Origin of the sequence: Streptomyces sp. NPDC014882, assembly GCF_043081325.1 — a bacterium.
GTDB lineage: Bacteria > Actinomycetota > Actinomycetes > Streptomycetales > Streptomycetaceae > Streptomyces.
The window spans coordinates 1-18,158 of record NZ_JBIBWL010000004.1; the positions used below are offsets into that span (position 1 = coordinate 1).

Genomic DNA, 18,158 nt, shown 5'->3' on the forward strand with positions numbered 1-18,158 from the left:
AAACGCCCGGTCACATTCCGAACCCGGAAGCTAAGCCTCACAGCGCCGATGGTACTGCAGGGGGGACCCTGTGGGAGAGTAGGACGCCGCCGAACTCCTTTTGCAGCTCTGGCTCCTGGGCATACCGCCCAGGAGCCAGAGCTTTTTTGCGTTGAGGTAGGGTCAGGGGGCATCGTTGGCTCATTTTCTACTGGAGGCCCCCGGGTGGAGGTCCAGGAGACCCGTGTGCAGACCGACCGGGTCCTCACCATCCCCAACATCCTCAGCATGGCGCGTCTCCTCGGCGTACCACTGTTCCTGTGGCTGATTCTCAGACCTGAGTTCGGAGGGCCGCAGAGCGACGGCTGGGCCCTCCTCGTGCTGGCTCTGAGCGGAATCACCGACTACCTGGACGGCAAGCTCGCCCGGCGCTGGAACCAGATCAGCAGCCTCGGCCGGCTGCTCGACCCGGCCGCGGACCGGCTCTACATTCTCTCGACCCTGGTCGGCCTCACCTGGCGGGAGATTCTGCCCCTCTGGTTGACCGCTGCACTTCTGGCGCGAGAACTGATGCTGCTGGTGATGGTGGGCATCCTCAGACGGCACGGCTATCCGCCGCCCCAGGTGAACTTCCTCGGGAAGGCAGCCACCTTCAACCTGATGTACGCCTTCCCGCTTCTCCTGCTCAGTGACGGAAGTGGATGGCCGGCGTCACTCGCTGCCATTTTCGGATGGGCGTTCGCAGGATGGGGTACAACGCTGTATTGGTGGGCAGGAGTCCTCTACGTGGTACAGGTCCGCCGCCTTGTCCGTGCGGACGCCATGGCCGACTGATCTCGCCGAAGCGATTGGCGCTCAGCGCCGGCTCGATGGCCCGCTGCCGAAAAGTGCGGGACAATCTGGACGGGTGAAGTCGGCTAGACCGTCGTCTCTTCAAGGAGGACGCTTCCGACATGAAGGCCGTCGTGATGGCCGGAGGCGAAGGCACACGCCTTCGTCCCATGACCTCGAGCATGCCCAAGCCGCTCCTGCCGGTGGCCAACCGGCCGATCATGGAGCACGTTCTGAGGCTGCTCAAAAGGCATGGGCTCAATGAGACCGTCGTCACCGTCCAGTTCCTGGCCTCACTGGTCAAGAACTACTTCGGTGACGGTGAGGAGCTCGGTATGGAGCTCAGCTATGCCAACGAGGAGAAGCCACTCGGTACCGCGGGAAGCGTCAAGAACGCGGAGGAGGCGCTCAAGGACGACGCCTTCCTCGTCATTTCCGGCGATGCGCTCACCGACTTCGACCTCACCGAGCTGATCAACTTCCACAAGGAAAAGGGCGCGCTCGTCACCGTCTGTCTGACGCGTGTGCCCAATCCCCTGGAGTTCGGCATCACCATCGTCGACGAGGAGGGCAAGGTCGAGCGCTTCCTCGAGAAGCCGACCTGGGGCCAGGTCTTCTCCGACACGGTGAACACCGGCATCTACGTGATGGAACCCGAGGTGTTCGACTACGTCGAGGCCGACGTGCCCGTCGACTGGTCCGGCGACGTCTTCCCGCAGCTGATGAAGGAAGGCAAGCCGATCTACGGCTACGTCGCCGAGGGCTACTGGGAGGACGTCGGCACGCACGAGAGCTACGTGAAGGCCCAGGCCGACGTGCTGGAGGGCAAGGTCGACGTCGAGCTCGACGGCTTCGAGATCTCACCGGGCGTATGGGTCGCCGAAGGCGCCGAAGTGCATCCGGACGCCGTACTCCGCGGCCCCCTCTACATCGGGGACTACGCCAAGGTGGAGGCCGGAGCGGAAATCCGCGAACACACGGTCGTCGGGTCCAACGTCGTCGTCAAGAGCGGGGCCTTCCTGCACAAGGCCGTCGTCCACGACAACGTGTACGTCGGACAGCACAGCAATCTGCGCGGCTGCGTCGTCGGAAAGAACACCGACATCATGCGGGCGGCCCGGATCGAGGACGGCGCCGTCATCGGCGACGAATGCCTGATCGGTGAAGAATCGATCGTGCAGGGCAACGTGCGGGTCTACCCGTTCAAGACCATCGAGGCCGGTGCTTTCGTCAACACCTCGGTGATCTGGGAGTCGAGGGGCCAGGCTCACCTCTTCGGCGCCCGGGGCGTCTCCGGCATCCTGAACGTCGAGATCACGCCGGAACTGGCCGTGCGCCTCGCAGGGGCCTACGCGACCACCCTCAAGAAGGGGTCCACCGTCACCACGGCCCGCGACCACTCCCGCGGTGCCCGTGCTCTGAAGCGAGCGGTGATCTCCGCGTTGCAGGCCAGCGCCATCGACGTACGGGATCTGGAGAATGTGCCACTGCCCGTGGCGCGGCAGCAGACCGCGCGCGGCAGTGCCGGCGGGATCATGATCCGGACGTCGCCCGGAGTGCCCGATTCCGTGGACATCATGTTCTTCGACGGGCAGGGCGCGGACCTGTCCCAGGGCAGTCAGCGGAAGCTGGACCGGGTGTTCGCGCGGCAGGAGTACCGGCGGGCGTTCCCCGGAGAGATCGGCGACCTGCACTTCCCCGCCAGCGTCTTCGACTCGTACACCGGGTCGTTGCTGCGGAACGTGGACACGACCGGGATCGCCGAATCCGGGTTGAAGGTCGTGGTGGATGCTTCGAACGGCAGTGCGGGTCTCGTCCTGCCCAGTCTGCTCGGGAAGCTCGGGGTCGACTCGCTGACCGTCAACCCCGGCCTGAACGAGGCCCGGCCGACGGAGAGCAGTGACCAGAGGCGCTCCGGGCTCGTGCGGCTCGGGGAGATCGTGGCGTCGTCGCGGGCCGCGTTCGGTGTGCGCTTCGACCCGGTGGGCGAGCGGCTCTCCCTCGTCGACGAGAAGGGCCGGATCATCGAGGACGACCGGGCGCTGCTCGTGCTGCTCGACCTGGTCGCCGCCGAGCGGCGCAGCGGGCGGGTGGCCCTGCCGGTGACCACGACGCGCATCGCCGAGCAGGTGGCGGCCTATCACGGCACCCAGGTGGAGTGGACGACGACGTCGCCCGACGACCTGACCCGGGTGGGCCGGGACGAGTCGACCATCTTCGGCGGGGACGGCAAGGGCGGCTTCATCGTCCCCGAGTTCAGCAGTGTCTTCGACGGCACGGCGGCCTTCGTGCGGCTGATCGGGCTCGTGGCCCGGACGCAGCTCACGCTGAGCCAGATCGACGCGCGGATCCCGCGGGCGCACGTCCTGAAGCGGGATCTGGCCACTCCGTGGGCCGTCAAGGGCCTGGTGATGCGGCGGGTCGTCGAGGCTGCCGGAAACCGCTCCGTGGACACCACGGACGGTGTCCGGGTGGTGGAGGCCGACGGACGCTGGGTGATGGTGCTGCCGGACCCGGCCGAGGCCGTCACGCACCTGTGGGCGGAAGGCCCCGACGACGCCTCCGCACAGGCGTTGCTGGACGAGTGGTCGTCCGTCGTGGACAGCGCCGGGCGCTGACACACCTACCACACGCGCGTGCCGGACAAGTGTCCCCGAGGGGGCCTGTCCGGCACGTCGGTGGGGCCGTTCGGAGGTAGTGGGCGCGGCGTGCGACGATGTGCGGCATGCCGCAGCAGCCCCCCGTTCGGAGTACGCCCGCGCGAGCGTCGCGCCCGGACGCGTCCATGTCGCTGCTCACCAACGTCATGGACCACAGTCTCGACGACGGATACGCCGAGGCGGCCGCCCGGAAGCGGGCCGAGGGCATCGGCGGGCTGCCCAGGACCCTGCGCTCGAAGCTGGGCCTGGCCGCGGGTCTGGTGCTCGCGGCTCTCGTCGTGACCGTGGGGGCCGCCCAGGCGCGGATCGCCGCTCCGGTCGTGGCCAAGGAGCGCGAGGAACTGATCGACCGCATCGACAGTGAGACCGAGGCGGCCGACGAGCTCGAGGACACCGTCGACGAACTGCGTGACGACGTGAGCGCGCGGCAGCGCGAGGCGCTCCGGGAGAGCGGTGGCGGCGGCCGGTCGGAGCTGGTGGGCATCCTCGCGGGCGCCGTCGAGGTCCACGGGCCCGGTGTGAAGCTGGTCGTGGACGACGCCGAGGAGGCCGCCACCGGCGGTGACGGTGATCCGCGCGAGACCTCCGGCTTCTCCGACACCGGGCGGGTGCGTGACCGTGACATGCAGCGCGTCGTCAACGGGCTGTGGGCGTCGGGGGCCGAGGCCGTCTCCGTCAACGGCCAGCGGCTGACGGCGCTGTCGGCGATCAGGGCCGCGGGCGAGGCCATACTGGTCGACAACAAGCCGCTGGTGCCGCCGTACACGGTACTCGCGGTGGGGGACGGGAAGAACCTGAGCACCCGGTTCCAGGACAGCCCCGACGGGCTGTATCTGCACGCCCTCCAGGAGAACTTCGGCATCCGGACCGCCATCTCGGTGGAGAAGGACCTCCGGGTGCCCGCGGCACCGAGTGTGATCGTACGTACAGCAGAGCCGAGAACTGAGAAGGGCACATCGTGATCGCCGTACTGGGCCTCGTCGTGGGAGTCGTGGCCGGCCTCTTGGTCCGGCCCGAGGTTCCGGCGGTCGTCGAGCCTTACCTGCCGATCGCCGTCGTGGCGGCGCTGGACGCCGTCTTCGGGGGTCTGCGGGCCATGCTCGACGGCATCTTCGACGACAAGGTGTTCGTCGTGTCGTTCCTGTCGAACGTGGTCGTGGCGGCCCTGATCGTGTTCCTCGGTGACAAGTTGGGCGTCGGCGCCCAGCTGTCCACGGGCGTGGTGGTCGTGCTCGGCATCCGGATCTTCTCCAACGCCGCGGCGATCCGCCGGCACGTCTTCCGGGCGTGAGGGCGATGAGCGACCACGACGCGACCCGTCCCGGCGGGACTCCCCGCAGCGAGACCCCTCGAGGTGAGACAGCCGGGAACGAGGCGACCCGGAACCGGGCGCCCCGGGGCGAGGCGCCCCAGGACGAGACGCCCACGACCAGGCTGCGCAAGGAACTGCCCCAGGAGGTTCCCGCGGCCGTTCCGCGCGCGGAACGGCCCGAGGAGGGCGGGGAGCCCGCACTGACCGGCCGGCAGCGGCTGGTGCAGGGGCTCTGGCCGCCGCGGGTGAGCCGGGCCCAACTCATCGTCGCCCTGCTGCTGTTCGGCCTCGGCTTCGGACTGGCCGTGCAAGTGGCGTCCAACAGCGAGAGCGACAACGCCCTGCGCGGGGCGCGCCAGGAAGATCTCGTGCGCATCCTCGATGAACTGGATGACCGCAGTCAGCGTCTTGAGGACGAGAAGCAGGGTCTCGAGAAGCAGCGGCAGGAGCTGGAGAACAGTTCCGACCAGGCCGAGGAGGCCCGCAGGCAGACGATCGAGAAGGAGAAGCAACTCGGCGTCCTGGCGGGCACGGTGGCCGCTCAGGGGCCCGGGATCACCATGGTCATCGAGGACACGAAGGGGACGGTCGAGGCCGACATGCTGCTCGACGCGATCCAGGAGCTGCGCGCGGCGGGCGCCGAGGCGATCCAGGTGAACGGCGTCAGGGTCGTCGCCGGCACGTACCTGACGGAATCCGGCAAGAGCGTGAGCGTCGACGGGAACAAGATCAACGCTCCCTATCGTTTCAAGGTCATCGGCAAGCCGCAGGATCTCGAACCGGCGCTCAACATCCCTGGGGGCGTGGTGCAGACTCTCGAGAAGGAGCAGGCCACGGTGTCCGTGGAGCGATCCGCCAAGATCGTCGTGGACGCCTTGCGAGCAGCGGAGCAGCCTGACTACGCTCGGTCGTCCTCGCAGTGAACCGGGGGTGCATGGGGGCCGTCCGGCAAGGGCATGAGGTTGCGGGGGGTCGGCGCACCGAACGGGTGGTGCGTGGTGGAAACTGTCTGGTGGATACGGACGTTGTGAAGATGTCCGGGTCGGCCGGTCTAATCATTCAGGGTTCGTCCTGCCCCACGGGCGGGTCTGTTTCGGTCAAGGGGAATCGCCCGTGAAGTTGTTTGCGAAGTTGTTCGGCAAGAGCGCGCGAGAAGGCAGCGGTGACAACGCGACCGCCCGTCACCGCGCACAGCCTGACGCGGAGGGCCAGCGGCCGCTGTTCCGGGACCAGGTCGCTGGTCCGGGCGGTGACATTTCCGGAGGCCAGGGCGGGGCGTCGGTTGACCCTGCGCAGTCCGGCGGCATAGGTTTCGGACAACCGTCAACCTCAAGTACGGGTGGAGGGTTTTCCCCTATGTCGGCCCTGGTGTGTACGAGGTGCGGTAACCGCAACGCGGAGAACAGCCGCTTCTGCTCGAACTGCGGCGCGCCGCTGAGGCCGGGGCTGACGCCCGAGCGCCCCTCGGAGACGACGTCCACCATTTCCATCTCCGGTCTCGAGGCCTACGACTCCGAGGCCACCGGACAGACACAGTTGCCGGCGCTCTCGCCCGAGGCCCAGGCCGCGGTCGACGCGCTGCCGCTGGGTTCCGCCCTGCTGGTCGTGCGGCGTGGCCCCAACTCGGGCAGCCGCTTCCTGCTGGACGGTGACCTGACGACGGCCGGGCGGCACCCGCAGAGCGACATCTTCCTGGACGACGTGACGGTCTCGCGCCGCCACGTGGAGTTCCGGCGTCGCCAGGACGGTTCGTTCACGGTGGCCGATGTCGGCAGCCTGAACGGCACGTACGTCAACCGGGAGCGGATCGACGAGATCCCGCTGTCGAACGGCGACGAGGTGCAGATCGGCAAGTACCGGCTGGTCTTCTACGCGAGCCAGCGAGGCTACTGACCCGCCCCCGGACCCGGTCCGGGGGAACCCCCAGGGAAGGCCCATGCTGCGAACACCGAGGGGCGGTACCGAACCCGGCGCCGCCGCAGCGGACGGTGGTGCGATGAGCATCGGCACGGTGCTGAACGTGCTGCGCGACGAGTTCCCCGAAGTCACCATCTCCAAGATCCGCTTCCTGGAGTCGGAGGGGCTCGTCGAGCCGCAGCGGACCCCGTCGGGGTACCGCAAGTTCAGCGTGGAGGACGTCGAGCGCCTCGGGCACGTCCTGAGGATGCAGCGGGACCACTACCTACCCCTCAAGGTGATCCGGGAGCACCTGGACGCCATGGAGCGCGGCGAGGCGGCACCGCTGCCGACCGTGGGCCGGCAGCGGGACGGAGAGGCGGTGCCGGAGCGGCCCGACGCGCCCACCGCCGCCCGGATCGGACGGTCCGAGCTGCTGGCGGTCGCCGGGATCGACGAGCACGAACTCCAGGAGTGGGAGGCGTACGGGCTCGTCGCGCCCCTGGAGGACGGCATCTACGACGCCGAGGTGGTGACGGTGGCCGCGCTCGTCTGCGAGCTGCGGCGGTTCGGGATCGAGCCCCGGCACCTGCGGGTGATGAAGGCCGCGGCCGATCGTGAGGCGGGACTCGTGGACCAGGTGGTCGCACCGCTCAGGCGCCACCGCAATCCGCAGACGAGGGCACATGCCGAGGCCCGCGTGAAGGAGCTGGCGGGGCTCACGGTCAGGTTGCACGCGGCATTGGTGCAGACCGCGCTCGGGGTGCGTCTGCCCTGAGGCGGACGGTCCGGGCCGCCCGGATCGGTCACCCGTTCCCGGCCCGACTACCCAAACGTCCCGGGCACGGCCTAGGGTTGCTGTGTGAACGAGCTCGATGTCGTAGGTGTCCGGGTCGAGATGCCCTCCAACCAACCGATCGTCCTGCTGCGTGAAGTGGGAGGCGACCGTTACCTCCCCATCTGGATCGGGCCGGGTGAGGCGACGGCGATCGCCTTCGCCCAGCAGGGCATGGCTCCCGCGCGGCCGCTGACCCACGACCTGTTCAAGGACGTGCTGGAGGCCGTGGGCCAGGAGCTCAGCGAAGTACGCATCACGGACCTGCGTGAAGGCGTCTTCTACGCCGAGCTGGTCTTCGCCAGTGGGGTGGAGGTGAGTGCGCGGCCGTCCGACGCCATAGCGCTGGCCCTGCGCACCGGGACGCCGATCTACGGCAGCGACACGGTGCTCGACGACGCGGGGATCGCCATCCCGGACGAGCAGGAGGACGAGGTGGAGAAGTTCCGCGAGTTCCTCGACCAGATCTCGCCCGAGGACTTCGGCAGCAGCAATCAGTAGCCGTCGGCGGGCGCGGGCGCTCCGGTGCGCGCAGTGGCTCGGGCCGCGGCGATTGCGGCCGGACCACGAGAGCGTCCTGCGGCTTGCGCTCAGGGCATTCGGCTAGCCTTTCCCCGTGGTGGGGTGCGGGAAACCACTCCTGGGGTGATTATCACTCGGCGTGGCGAGTGTGGCGATCGTTGACGCACCCCTGGTGACTGCCTACCGTCGAGAAGGCAGGTCAAGGACGGAGGTCGGCGTGAGAAGCAGCGGCGACGGTACGGTGGGGGGTGCCCCCGCACTCGGTGTCGGGGGGAGCGGTCCGTACCCTCCCTCAAGCTCTCGGCTCCGCCCGAGCGGGGGGTACCCCCATCACGGAGGCGCGGCCGATCACGCTCCGCAGCGGCCGGCGGCCGTGCCGAGCAGCGGAGGGGCGACGTCCATGGCGTCCGAGGAGATCGGCTACCGGGGCCCGACGGCCTGCGCGGCCGCCGGGATCACCTATCGGCAACTGGACTACTGGGCGCGCACGGGCCTGGTCGAGCCGAGCGTACGGCCCGCCCACGGGTCCGGTACGCAGCGTCTGTACAGCTTCCGGGACGTGGTGGTCCTGAAGATCGTCAAGCGTTTCCTCGACACCGGGGTCTCGCTCCAGAACATCCGCACCGCCGTCCAGCACCTGCGGGAGCGCGGTTTCAGCGACCTGGAGCGGATGACGCTGATGAGCGACGGTGCCACGGTCTACGAGTGCACCTCGCCGGACGAGGTCCACGCGCTGCTCCAGGGCGGTCAGGGCGTCTTCGGGATCGCCGTCGGCGTGGTGTGGCGGGATGTCGAGAGCGCGCTGTCGCAGCTGCACGGGGAGCGCGTCGACACCGGTGAGACCCTCGTCGGGCCCAACCCGGCGGACGAGCTGGCCCGTCGGCGCAACCGGGCGGTCTGACGGCCCCGAACCCTCGCGGGCGGCCGCAGGACCTCGTTGTCAGTGGCGTGGTGCAGCATCGGAGACGTGAGAAACGCGCCCACCGTCCTGCACCTCGACATGGATGCCTTCTTCGCCCAGGCGGAGCAGGCGTCCAAGCCGAGTCTGCGCGGGAAGGCGGTCGTGGTGGGAGGCCTCGGGCCGCGAGGGGTGGTGGCGACCGCCTCGTACGAGGCGCGGGTCTTCGGAGTGCATTCGGCGATGCCGATGGCTCAGGCCCGCCGGCTCGCTCCGAACGCCGCCTACCTGGTGCCGCGGGGCGCGTTCTACCGCCGGATCAGCGACCAGGTCATGACGCTGCTGCGGGCCCTGTCGCCGCTGGTGGAGCCGCTCAGTCTGGACGAGGCGTTCGTGGATCTGGAGGCCGGCGGGACGGCCTGGGACAGCGAGTCGGCGCGGCTGGCCGGAGTGCGGCTGCGCGCCGACATCCGGGCGGTCACCGGGCTCACCGGTTCGGTGGGGCTGGCCGCCTCCAAGATGCTCGCCAAGATCGCCTCCGAGCAGGCCAAGCCGGACGGTCTGGTGCTGATCGAGCCGGGTACCGAGCGGTCCCTGCTCGCGCCGATGCCGGTGCGGACGCTGCCGGGGGTCGGTCCGGCGACCGGCGACCACCTGAGGCGGGCCGGGATCGCCACGGTCGGGGAGATGGTCGAGGCGGGGGAGGACGAACTGGTGAGAATGCTGGGCAAGGCGCACGGGCACGCGCTCTACGCCATGGCGCTGGCCCGGGACGACCGGCCCGTGGTGGCCGAACGGGAGACCAAGTCCGTGTCGGTGGAGGACACCTACGACGTGGACATCCACGACCGGATGCGGGTGGAACTGGAGGTGCAGCGGCTCGCCGACCGGTGTGTGCGTCGGCTGCGGGGGGCCGGTCTGTCGGGGCGGACCATCGTGCTGAAGGTGCGGCGGTACGACTTCTCCACGCTCACCCGGTCGGAGACCCTGCGGGGGCCCACGGACGATCCGGCGGTCGTGCGGGAGGCGGCGGCGCGGCTGCTGGACGCGGTGGACACGACGGGTGGCGTGCGGCTGCTCGGGGTGGGGGTCAGCGGGCTGGCGGACTTCACGCAGGAGGACCTGTTCGCGCAGGCGGCCGAGGTGCAGGCGGCCGAGGTGCGGGCGGCCGAGGTGCGGGCGGCGGAGGAGCGGGTGGCGGACGTGCGGGCCGAGGGGCCCGAGGAGGAGACGCCGGAAGGGCCCGCCGTGGCCGGGGCGGCGCCCGCGGAGCACCGGTGGCGGCCGGGGCACGACGTGCGGCACGCCGAGCTCGGCCACGGGTGGGTGCAGGGCAGCGGGTTGGGGCGGGTGACCGTGCGGTTCGAGACGCCCGAGTCGGAGGTGGGGCGGGTACGGACGTTCCGGACCGACGACCCCGATCTGGCACCGGCGGAGCCGCTGCCGCTGGTGCGGCGAAGACCGGACGGGGCACCGGCCGCGGACACGGCCGGTCAGGTGCCGGCGGTGGACCCGCGGCGTGGGAGCGGCCGGTGACGGGACCGGGCGAAGCGGTGCGCGGTGGCCTGACGGAAAGGGGCGGACGGGCCCTGCCGGGGCCCGGCGGAGCGGCGTGAGGAGGTGCGCTCGGTGATCCGGCAGGACACCGCACGGGCCGCGGGGCGCGAGGACGTCGTCGGGATGCTGCTCGTCGGGTCCTGGGCCCGGGGAGCCGAACGGGCGGACCCGGATGTCGGTCCCGTCGTGCTGACCACCGAGCCGGGCCGGTACGCCGAGCCGGGCCGGTACGCCGAGCCGGGCCGGTACGCCGAGCCGGGCCGGTACGCCGAGCCGGGCCGGTACGCCGTCGAGGACGCCCGGGGGTGCGAGCCGGCCCTGGGAGAGCTGATCCGCAACCGGGCCCGGGGCCCGTCACCGAATGGCGGTACGCCACCGCTTCCGGTCTCGAGACCGAGGTCGGCATCTGCCTCGCCGACCGGGCGCGCACCGATCCCGTCGGCGCGGGCACACGACGCGTCGTCACCGACGGGGCGCGGCCGCTCCACGATCCGCAAGGACTCCCCGGGGCGCCGGCCCGGGCGTGCGGCCGGTCCGCTCAGGTCTCCTCCGAGCCCGCCAGCCTGCCGAAGTCACGGTCCGGGAGGGGCGGTGGGGCGGACACGTCGAGGCCGTAGTGGTGATAGAGCTGGAGTTCCTGGTCGGGGGAGAGGTGACGGCCCACCCCGAAGTCGGGGGCGTCCTTGATCAGGGCGCGGTCGAAGGGGACGTGCAGGGTGCCCTCGATCAGTTCGCTGGGCTCCAGGGGGACGAAGGCGTCCCTGCTGAACAGGCCGGTGCGTATGGCCGCCCACTCCGGCACTCCGGTGGCGTCGTCGAGATAGATCTCGTCGATGGTGCCGATCTTGGTGCCGTTCCGGTCGAACGCCTTGCGGCCGATCAGGTTGCGCGGGTCGATGTCGGTCTGCACAGGACCCCTCCACTTGGTCGCACACTCATCCCTTAGCACCACAAAAGAGCACATCGGCGGTCGCGGCCACTCGAAAGGAGGCCTCGTTGACCTCGCTGGTAGTCTGGCAATGGCCGCTGACCCCGTGCGGGAGAGTCCTCCGGAGACCACCGGAGGCGCCGAAGGAGCAAATCCTCCCCGGAATCTCTCAGGCCCACGTACCGCACGGACGAGGTCACTCTGGAAAGCAGGGCGGGTGCCGACGGCCTCCGCCCTCACCGACGGTGAAAGCCGGCTGCCCTCGGGCGGCCGGTGAAGCTCTCAGGTTGAGATGACAGAGGGGGAGGCCGTCCGGGTACCCGCCAGTGGTGCCCCTCGAAGGTCGTGTCTGACCAGGAGGCCTCCGCCATGACCGCCCATCGCATTCCGCTCTCCGACCTCGAACAGGGAATCCCCTTCGAGCAGCGCCACATCGGGCCCGACCAGGAGGCGCGGGCCAAGATGCTCGCCCAGGTCGGTTACGGCTCCCTGGACGAGCTGACCGCCGCCGCGGTCCCCGACGTGATCAAGAACGCCGACGCGCTGGACCTGCCGGGCGCGCGCACCGAGGCCGAGGTGCTGGCCGAGCTGCGGTCGCTGGCCGACCGCAACCAGGTCATGGACTCCATGATCGGGCTCGGTTACTACGGCACCTTCACCCCGCCGGTCATCCTGCGCAACGTCATGGAGAACCCGGCCTGGTACACGGCCTACACGCCGTACCAGCCGGAGATCTCGCAGGGCCGGCTCGAGGCGCTGCTGAACTTCCAGACCATGGTCGCCGACCTGACCGGACTGCCGACCTCCGGCGCCTCACTGCTCGACGAGGGCACGGCCGCGGCCGAGGCGATGGCGCTGTCCCGCCGCATGGGGAAGAACAAGAAGGGCCTCTTCCTGGTCGACGCGGACGCGCTGCCGCAGACCATCGCCGTGATCGAGACGCGCGCCGAGCCGACCGGTGTCGAGGTCGTCGTCGCCGATCTCAGCGAGGGCATCCCGGCCGACATCGCCGCGCGGGAGATCAACGGCGTACTGCTCCAGTACCCGGGGGCCTCCGGCGCCGTACGCGACCTCAAGCCGGTCGTCGACCAGGCGCACGAGCTGGGGGCGCTCGTCACCGTCGCCGCCGATCTGCTCGCGCTGACGCTGCTGACCTCGCCCGGTGAGCTGGGCGCGGACATCGCCGTCGGGACGACGCAGCGGTTCGGGGTGCCGATGGGCTTCGGCGGGCCGCACGCCGGGTACATGGCCGTCCACGAGAAGTTCGCGCGCAGCCTGCCCGGGCGGCTCGTGGGCGTGTCCGTCGACGTGGACGGCAACCGGGCGTACCGGCTGGCGCTGCAGACCCGTGAGCAGCACATCCGCCGGGAGAAGGCGACCAGCAACATCTGCACGGCGCAGGTCCTGCTCGCCGTCATGGCCGGCATGTACGCCGTCTACCACGGCCCCGAGGGCCTCCGGGCGATCGCGCGGCGCACCCACCGCTACGCCTCGGTCCTGGCCGCCGGGCTCACCGCGGGCGGCGTCGAGGTCGTGCACGGTTCCTACTTCGACACGCTGACCGTGCGGGTGCCCGCGAAGGCCGCCGAAGCCGTCGCCGCCGCGCGGGACAACGGCGTCAACCTGCACCTCGTCGACGCCGACCACGTGGCGATCTCCTGTGACGAGACCACCGGGCGGGCGCAGATCGGCGCCGTCTGGCGGGCCTTCGGGGTCGAGGGCGACGTCGAGGCCCTCGACGCGGTCACGCAGGACACCCTCCCCGCCGACCTGCTGCGCCGCGACGAGATCCTCGCCCACCCCGTGTTCCACCAGCACCGCTCTGAGACCGCGATGCTGCGCTACCTGCGCAGGCTGTCCGACCGCGACTACGCGCTGGACCGGGGCATGATCCCGCTGGGCTCCTGCACGATGAAGCTCAACGCGACCACCGAGATGGAGCCCGTCACCTGGCCCGAGTTCGGGCAGCTGCACCCCTTCGCGCCGGCCGGGCAGGCGCGGGGCTACCTCACGCTCATCCACGAGCTGGAGGAGCGGCTCGCCGAGGTCACCGGGTACGACAAGGTGTCCCTCCAGCCGAACGCCGGGTCGCAGGGCGAGTTCGCCGGACTGCTCGCCGTACGCGGATACCACCGGGCCAACGGGGACGAGCAGCGGACCGTGTGCCTGATCCCGTCGTCGGCGCACGGCACGAACGCCGCGAGCGCCGTGATGGCCGGGATGAAGGTCGTCGTGGTGAACACCGCCGAGGACGGTGAGATCGACGTCGAGGACCTGCGCGCGAAGATCGACAAGCACCGCGACGAGCTGGCGGTCCTGATGATCACCTATCCGTCGACGCACGGGGTGTTCGAGGAGCACGTCGCCGAGATCTGCGCGCAGGTGCACGAGGCCGGCGGCCAGGTCTACGTGGACGGCGCCAACCTCAACGCGCTCGTCGGGCTCGCCAAGCCCGGCCACTTCGGCGGCGACGTCTCGCACCTGAACCTGCACAAGACGTTCTGCATCCCGCACGGCGGCGGCGGCCCGGGGGTCGGTCCCGTGGCCGTGCGGTCGCACCTGGCGCCGTACCTGCCCAACCACCCGTTGCAGCCCGAGGCCGGGCCCGAGACGGGGGTGGGGCCGATCTCGGCCGCGCCGTGGGGTTCCGCGGGGATCCTGCCGATCTCGTGGGCCTACGTGCGGCTCATGGGCGGCGAGGGGCTGAAGCGGGCCACGCAGGTGGCCGTGCTGTCCGCCAACTACGTCGCCAAGCGGCTCGAACCGCACTACCCCGTGCTCTACACCGGCCCCGGCGGGCTGGTCGCGCACGAGTGCATCATCGACCTGCGTCCGCTGACGAAGGCGACCGGTGTCAGCGTGGACGACGTGGCCAAGCGGCTCATCGACTACGGCTTCCACGCGCCGACGATGTCGTTCCCCGTGGCCGGCACGCTGATGATCGAGCCGACCGAGTCGGAGGACCTGGCGGAGCTGGACCGCTTCTGCGAGGCGATGATCGCGATCCGCGGGGAGATCGAGAAGGTCGGGGCCGGCCAGTGGCCCGCCGAGGACAACCCGCTGCGGGGCGCTCCGCACACGGCGGCCGCGCTGGGCGGCGAGTGGGACCACGCCTACACGCGCGAGGAGGCCGTCTTCCCGGCCGGGGTGTCCGCCGCCGACAAGTACTGGCCGCCGGTGCGCCGGATCGACCAGGCCTTCGGCGACCGCAACCTGGTCTGCTCGTGCCCGCCGCTGGACGCGTACCAGGACTGATCCGGCAGCCGTACGCCGAGGGCCCCCGTCCCCTGCAGGGCGGGGGCCCTCAGCATGCCGGGGGAGGGGCGGTTCAGGCCGGGTAGGCGTGCGTCTGGGCCGCCTTGACCGTGGCCCACACGGTGGCGCCGGGGTGCAGGTCGAGTTCCGCGGCGGCGACCGTGGTGAGGTCGGCGACCAGGGGGAGTTCACCGGTGAGGTCGGCGCGGATCTGGTCGCCGTGGGTCTCCAGGCCCGCGACCTCGCAGCGCCAGAGGTTGCGGGCACTGGATCCGGTGGGGCGCTCGCGGTGGAGGGTGACCGCGCCGGGCGGGAACGCGACGAGGACCGGCCCGGTGAGGACCTCCGTGGTGGTGAGCGCGGGGCCGGTGTCGAGGCGGACGGTGTGGCCGTCGGCCCGGCCGCGGTAGAGGTTCAGGCCGACGAGCCGGGCGATGTAGTCCGTGCGCGGGTGGCGGGCGATGTCGGAGGGGGCGCCCTCCTGGACGACCCTGCCGTCCTCGATGACGACCAGGCGGTCCGCGAGGACCATGGCGTCGAGCGGGTCGTGCGTGACGAGGACGGCGACCGCCTCGAAGTCGGCCAGATGGCGCCGCAGCCGGGCGCGCACCTCCAGGCGGGTGCGGGCGTCCAGGGCGGCGAGGGGCTCGTCGAGCAGCAGCAGCCGCGGACGGGTGGCGAGGGCGCGTGCCAGGGCGACCCGCTGGGCCTGTCCGCCGGAGAGCCGGCGGGGCTTGGCGCCGGCGTGCTCGGCGAGGCCCATCCGCTCCAGCCACTTCGCCGCCAGGGCACGCGCCTCTGCCTTGCCCGCGCCGCGGCAGCGCGGACCGAACGCCACGTTGTCCAGGGCGCTCAGGTGGGGGAACAGCAGGTAGTCCTGGAAGACCACGCCGACCGGGCGGGCCTCCGGCGGCGTACGGTCCAGCACGTCGCCGTCGAGGCGGAGCCGGCCGCCGGTGAGCGGGACGAGGCCGGCGAGGGCGCGCAGGGCCGTCGTCTTGCCGGCGCCGTTCGGGCCGAGCAGGGCGACGACCTCGCCGGGGGCGGCGCTCAGCGCGATGTCGAGGCGGAAGGCGCCCCGGTCGACGACGAGCCGGGCGTCGAGACCCTCGGCGGTGCCCGTCGGGACGCCGGGGCGGGGCGAGGCGGTGCCCGCCGTGGGGCCGGGGGCGTCCTGCGCGCGGTCGGGGGTGCTCATGAGGCGGTCATCCAGCGGTCGCGTAGGCCCGCCAGTACGGCGATGGAGACGGCCAGCAGGACGAGGCTGAGGGCGATGGCGGCCTCCGGGTCGCTCTGCAGGGCGAGGTAGACGGCGAGCGGCATGGTCTGGGTACGGCCGGGGAAGTTGCCCGCGAAGGTGATCGTCGCGCCGAACTCGCCCAGCGCGCGTGCCCAGGCCAGCACGGCGCCCGCCGCGACGCCCGGAGCGATCAGGGGCAGCGTGACCCGGCGGAACGCGGTGAAGCGGGAGGCGCCCAGGGTGGTGGCCGCTTCCTCGTAACGGGGGTCGGCGGCGCGCAGCGTGCCCTCGACGCTGATGACGAGGAACGGCATCGCCACGAACGTCTCCGCGAGCACGACGCCGGCCGTGGTGAACGGCAGGGTGACGCCGAACCAGGAGTCCAGCCACTGCCCGACCACGCCGTTGCGGCCCAGGGCGAGCAACAGGGCCACACCGCCCACGACCGGGGGCAGGACCAGCGGGAGCGTCACCAGGGCGCGCACGAGCCCGCGGCCGGGGAAGTCGGTGCGGGCCAGCAGCCAGGCCAGCGGTACGCCGACGACGAGACTCAGGGCGGTCGCCGACGTGGCGCAGATCAGGGACAGCCGCAGGGCCTGCCACACCTCGGGGCTGGTCAGCTGCCCGGGCAGACTCTGCCAGGGGGCCCGGATCAGCAGGGCGGCCAGGGGCAGCAGCAGGAAGGCCAGGCCCAGGAGGGCGGGCAGCAGCAGGGCGAAGGGGACGCCGGTGCGGATCCGGCCGGGCCGCCGGTCGCCCTTGCGCGGGTCGGGGGCGGAGGGCGTCACGGCTTCAGGAACCCGGCCTCGGCCAGGGTCTCCTGGCCCCGCGCGGAGCGGACGAGGGCGACGAAGGCCCGGGCGGCCGCGGCGTTCCGGGAGTCCTCGAGCACGGTGATGGGGTAGTCGTTGACGGCGTCGGCCGACTCGGGGAAGTCCACGCCCTCCACCTTGTCACCCGCCGCCCGCACATCGGTCCGGTACACCACCGCGGCGTCGGCCTCCTTCAGCTCCACCTTCGTCAGGGCGCTCCTGACGTCCTGCTCGTAGGAGACCGGGGTGAGGTCGAGGCCGCTCGCGTCGAGGGCCTCGCGGGCGGCGGCGCCGCACGGGACGGCCTCGTCGCACAGGACGACCTTGAGGCCGGACTTCGTGAGGTCCTTCAGGGAGGCGATCTTGTCGGGGTTGCCCGGCAGGGTGGCGATCTCCAGCCGGTTGCGGGCGAAGGTGACGGGGGCGGAGGCGTCGTCGCCGGCGTCCGTCACGATCGCCATGGTCCTGGTGCTGGCGGCGGCGAACACGTCGGCCGGCGCGCCGCCGGTGATGCTCGCGGCCAGGCCGTCGCTGCCGCCGAAGCTGAGGACGACCTTCGTGCCGGGGTACGTCTTCTCGAACTCCTCGCCCAGGGCCGTGAAGCTCTCCTTCAGGGAGGCCGCCGCGAAGACGGTCACCGTGCCGGACGGACCCGCCGGGTCCGCCGTGGCGGACCCGGAGGAGGTGCCGCCCGAGGAGGAGCAGGCGCTCAGCACCAGCAGCGCGGCGGCCCCGGCGCCCGCCAGGCGCGGTGTCCGGCGGGCCCGGTGGGCGGTTCGGGTCGTCACGGTGCGCTCCTCGGTGTCGTCGCGGTCCCTCGAACGGACCCCTGCCGAGATGGTACTGCCGCAGGTGCGAGGTTGGATCGGCTTTTCCCTTCGTATCAGCGGCATCGGTTCAGCTTTTGGGGTCGCAGGTGCCGGATGTGACGGGGTGGGGTCGCGTCAGGTGCGGTCGATGTGGACGTTGGTCGACTTCACGCGGGCCGTGGCCTCCATGCCCACCTCCAGGCCGAGTTCCTCGACGGCCTCGCGGGTCAGGAGGGAGACCAGGCGGTGCGGGCCCGCCTGGATGTCGACCTGGGCGGCGACGTCGCCCAGCTTGATCGCGGTGACGATGCCGGGGAACGCGTTGCGGGCCGAGGTGTAGGAGGCGCCGCCCTCCTCGCCGCCGGATCCGGCGAGTTCGACCGAGAAAGCGGCGAGATCCTCGCCGTCGATGAGACGTCGTCCGGTGTCGTCGCGGTGCGTCGGCACCCGGCCCGCGTCCGCCCAGCGGCGTGCGGTGTCGGGGCTCACGCCGAGCAGGCGCGCGGCCTGGCCGATGGTGTAGGACTGCATGCCGGTCACGATAGGGGCAGACGGGGGGACCGGGGGAGCGGCGTCGGCCCGCACGCGGCCCGGGGCGGCGGGAACGGCCCCGGCGACCCGGTG

The 18,158-nt window shown here is 71.3% G+C and carries 16 protein-coding genes, 1 rRNA gene and 1 riboswitch; of the genes, 12 read left to right on the plus strand and 5 right to left on the minus strand.

Annotation, left to right across the window (positions count from 1 at the left end; translation table 11 throughout):
• From rrf to ACF09K_RS11250, 11 genes are all read left to right on the plus strand, one after another.
• A 5S ribosomal RNA gene (rrf, locus tag ACF09K_RS11200) occupies positions 1-95 on the plus strand; the annotation flags it as partial.
• 109 nt (positions 96-204) lie between these two features.
• On the plus strand, positions 205-813 hold the full coding sequence (locus ACF09K_RS11205; RefSeq protein WP_392242472.1) for a CDP-alcohol phosphatidyltransferase family protein: 609 nt from the start codon (positions 205-207) through the stop codon (positions 811-813).
• 119 nt (positions 814-932) lie between these two features.
• Complete coding sequence (locus tag ACF09K_RS11210) at positions 933-3,428, plus strand: sugar phosphate nucleotidyltransferase (RefSeq protein ID WP_392242474.1); 2,496 nt, start codon at positions 933-935, stop codon at positions 3,426-3,428.
• Positions 3,429-3,595: 167 nt separating this feature from the next.
• The gene (locus tag ACF09K_RS11215) at positions 3,596-4,432 is read left to right on the plus strand and encodes a DUF881 domain-containing protein (RefSeq protein ID WP_392242476.1); all 837 of its coding nucleotides are present in this window, start codon (positions 3,596-3,598) and stop codon (positions 4,430-4,432) included.
• Positions 4,429-4,761 carry a small basic family protein gene (locus tag ACF09K_RS11220; protein ID WP_003988855.1) on the plus strand — a complete coding sequence of 111 codons (333 nt, stop codon included), beginning with the start codon at positions 4,429-4,431 and terminating at the stop codon, positions 4,759-4,761. Before ACF09K_RS11215 ends, ACF09K_RS11220 begins: the two co-directional genes overlap by 4 nt.
• A gap of 5 nt (positions 4,762-4,766) precedes the next feature.
• Positions 4,767-5,705, plus strand: coding sequence for a DUF881 domain-containing protein (locus tag ACF09K_RS11225; protein WP_392242477.1), 939 nt, complete (start codon positions 4,767-4,769; stop codon positions 5,703-5,705).
• A gap of 82 nt (positions 5,706-5,787) precedes the next feature.
• On the plus strand, positions 5,788-6,675 hold the full coding sequence (locus ACF09K_RS11230) for an FHA domain-containing protein (protein WP_392243170.1): 888 nt from the start codon (positions 5,788-5,790) through the stop codon (positions 6,673-6,675).
• Positions 6,676-6,718: 43 nt separating this feature from the next.
• Positions 6,719-7,456: a MerR family transcriptional regulator gene (locus ACF09K_RS11235; protein ID WP_392242478.1), complete on the plus strand. Its 738-nt coding sequence runs from the start codon at positions 6,719-6,721 to the stop codon at positions 7,454-7,456.
• Between the two features lie 84 nt (positions 7,457-7,540).
• Positions 7,541-8,014, plus strand: a complete 474-nt coding sequence (locus tag ACF09K_RS11240; protein WP_073494403.1) for a bifunctional nuclease family protein — start codon at positions 7,541-7,543, stop codon at positions 8,012-8,014.
• 238 nt (positions 8,015-8,252) lie between these two features.
• A complete protein-coding gene (locus ACF09K_RS11245) occupies positions 8,253-8,936 on the plus strand; it encodes a MerR family transcriptional regulator (protein WP_392242479.1) in 684 nt (227 codons plus the stop codon).
• Between the two features lie 66 nt (positions 8,937-9,002).
• Positions 9,003-10,469 carry a DNA polymerase IV gene (locus ACF09K_RS11250; RefSeq protein ID WP_392242480.1) on the plus strand — a complete coding sequence of 489 codons (1,467 nt, stop codon included), beginning with the start codon at positions 9,003-9,005 and terminating at the stop codon, positions 10,467-10,469.
• Positions 10,470-11,028: 559 nt separating this feature from the next.
• Here the strand turns inward: ACF09K_RS11250 and ACF09K_RS11255 are convergent.
• A complete protein-coding gene (locus ACF09K_RS11255; RefSeq protein ID WP_392242482.1) occupies positions 11,029-11,400 on the minus strand; it encodes a PRC-barrel domain-containing protein in 372 nt (123 codons plus the stop codon).
• Between the two features lie 117 nt (positions 11,401-11,517).
• A riboswitch (glycine riboswitch) is annotated at positions 11,518-11,613 on the plus strand.
• Positions 11,614-11,787: 174 nt separating this feature from the next.
• Between ACF09K_RS11255 and gcvP the strand changes: the two genes are divergently transcribed.
• A complete protein-coding gene (gene gcvP / locus ACF09K_RS11260) occupies positions 11,788-14,673 on the plus strand; it encodes an aminomethyl-transferring glycine dehydrogenase (RefSeq protein ID WP_392242484.1) in 2,886 nt (961 codons plus the stop codon).
• Positions 14,674-14,746: 73 nt separating this feature from the next.
• Here gcvP and ACF09K_RS11265 read toward each other — a convergent pair whose 3' ends face one another.
• From ACF09K_RS11265 to ACF09K_RS11280, 4 genes are all read right to left on the minus strand, one after another.
• Positions 14,747-15,871 carry an ABC transporter ATP-binding protein gene (locus ACF09K_RS11265; protein WP_392242485.1) on the minus strand — a complete coding sequence of 375 codons (1,125 nt, stop codon included), beginning with the start codon at positions 15,869-15,871 and terminating at the stop codon, positions 14,747-14,749.
• Positions 15,868-16,701: a molybdate ABC transporter permease subunit gene (modB, locus tag ACF09K_RS11270; protein ID WP_392242486.1), complete on the minus strand. Its 834-nt coding sequence runs from the start codon at positions 16,699-16,701 to the stop codon at positions 15,868-15,870. Before modB ends, ACF09K_RS11265 begins: the two co-directional genes overlap by 4 nt.
• Positions 16,698-17,513, minus strand: coding sequence for a molybdate ABC transporter substrate-binding protein (gene modA, locus ACF09K_RS11275; protein ID WP_392242488.1), 816 nt, complete (start codon positions 17,511-17,513; stop codon positions 16,698-16,700). The genes modB and modA overlap by 4 nt, the downstream gene beginning before the upstream one ends.
• A gap of 156 nt (positions 17,514-17,669) precedes the next feature.
• Positions 17,670-18,065, minus strand: a complete 396-nt coding sequence (locus ACF09K_RS11280; RefSeq protein ID WP_366059942.1) for a helix-turn-helix transcriptional regulator — start codon at positions 18,063-18,065, stop codon at positions 17,670-17,672.
• Positions 18,066-18,158 lie beyond the last annotated feature (93 nt).

Coding starts and splice junctions, on each gene's coding strand:
- ACF09K_RS11280 (WP_366059942.1), bottom strand. CDS start 18,065: ATGCAGTCCTACACCATCGGCCAGGCCGCGCGCCTGCTCGGCGTGAGC.
- ACF09K_RS11210 (WP_392242474.1), top strand. CDS start 933: ATGAAGGCCGTCGTGATGGCCGGAGGCGAAGGCACACGCCTTCGTCCC.
- gcvP (WP_392242484.1), top strand. CDS start 11,788: ATGACCGCCCATCGCATTCCGCTCTCCGACCTCGAACAGGGAATCCCC.
- ACF09K_RS11225 (WP_392242477.1), top strand. CDS start 4,767: ATGAGCGACCACGACGCGACCCGTCCCGGCGGGACTCCCCGCAGCGAG.
- ACF09K_RS11235 (WP_392242478.1), top strand. CDS start 6,719: ATGCTGCGAACACCGAGGGGCGGTACCGAACCCGGCGCCGCCGCAGCG.
- ACF09K_RS11265 (WP_392242485.1), bottom strand. CDS start 15,871: ATGAGCACCCCCGACCGCGCGCAGGACGCCCCCGGCCCCACGGCGGGC.
- ACF09K_RS11215 (WP_392242476.1), top strand. CDS start 3,596: ATGTCGCTGCTCACCAACGTCATGGACCACAGTCTCGACGACGGATAC.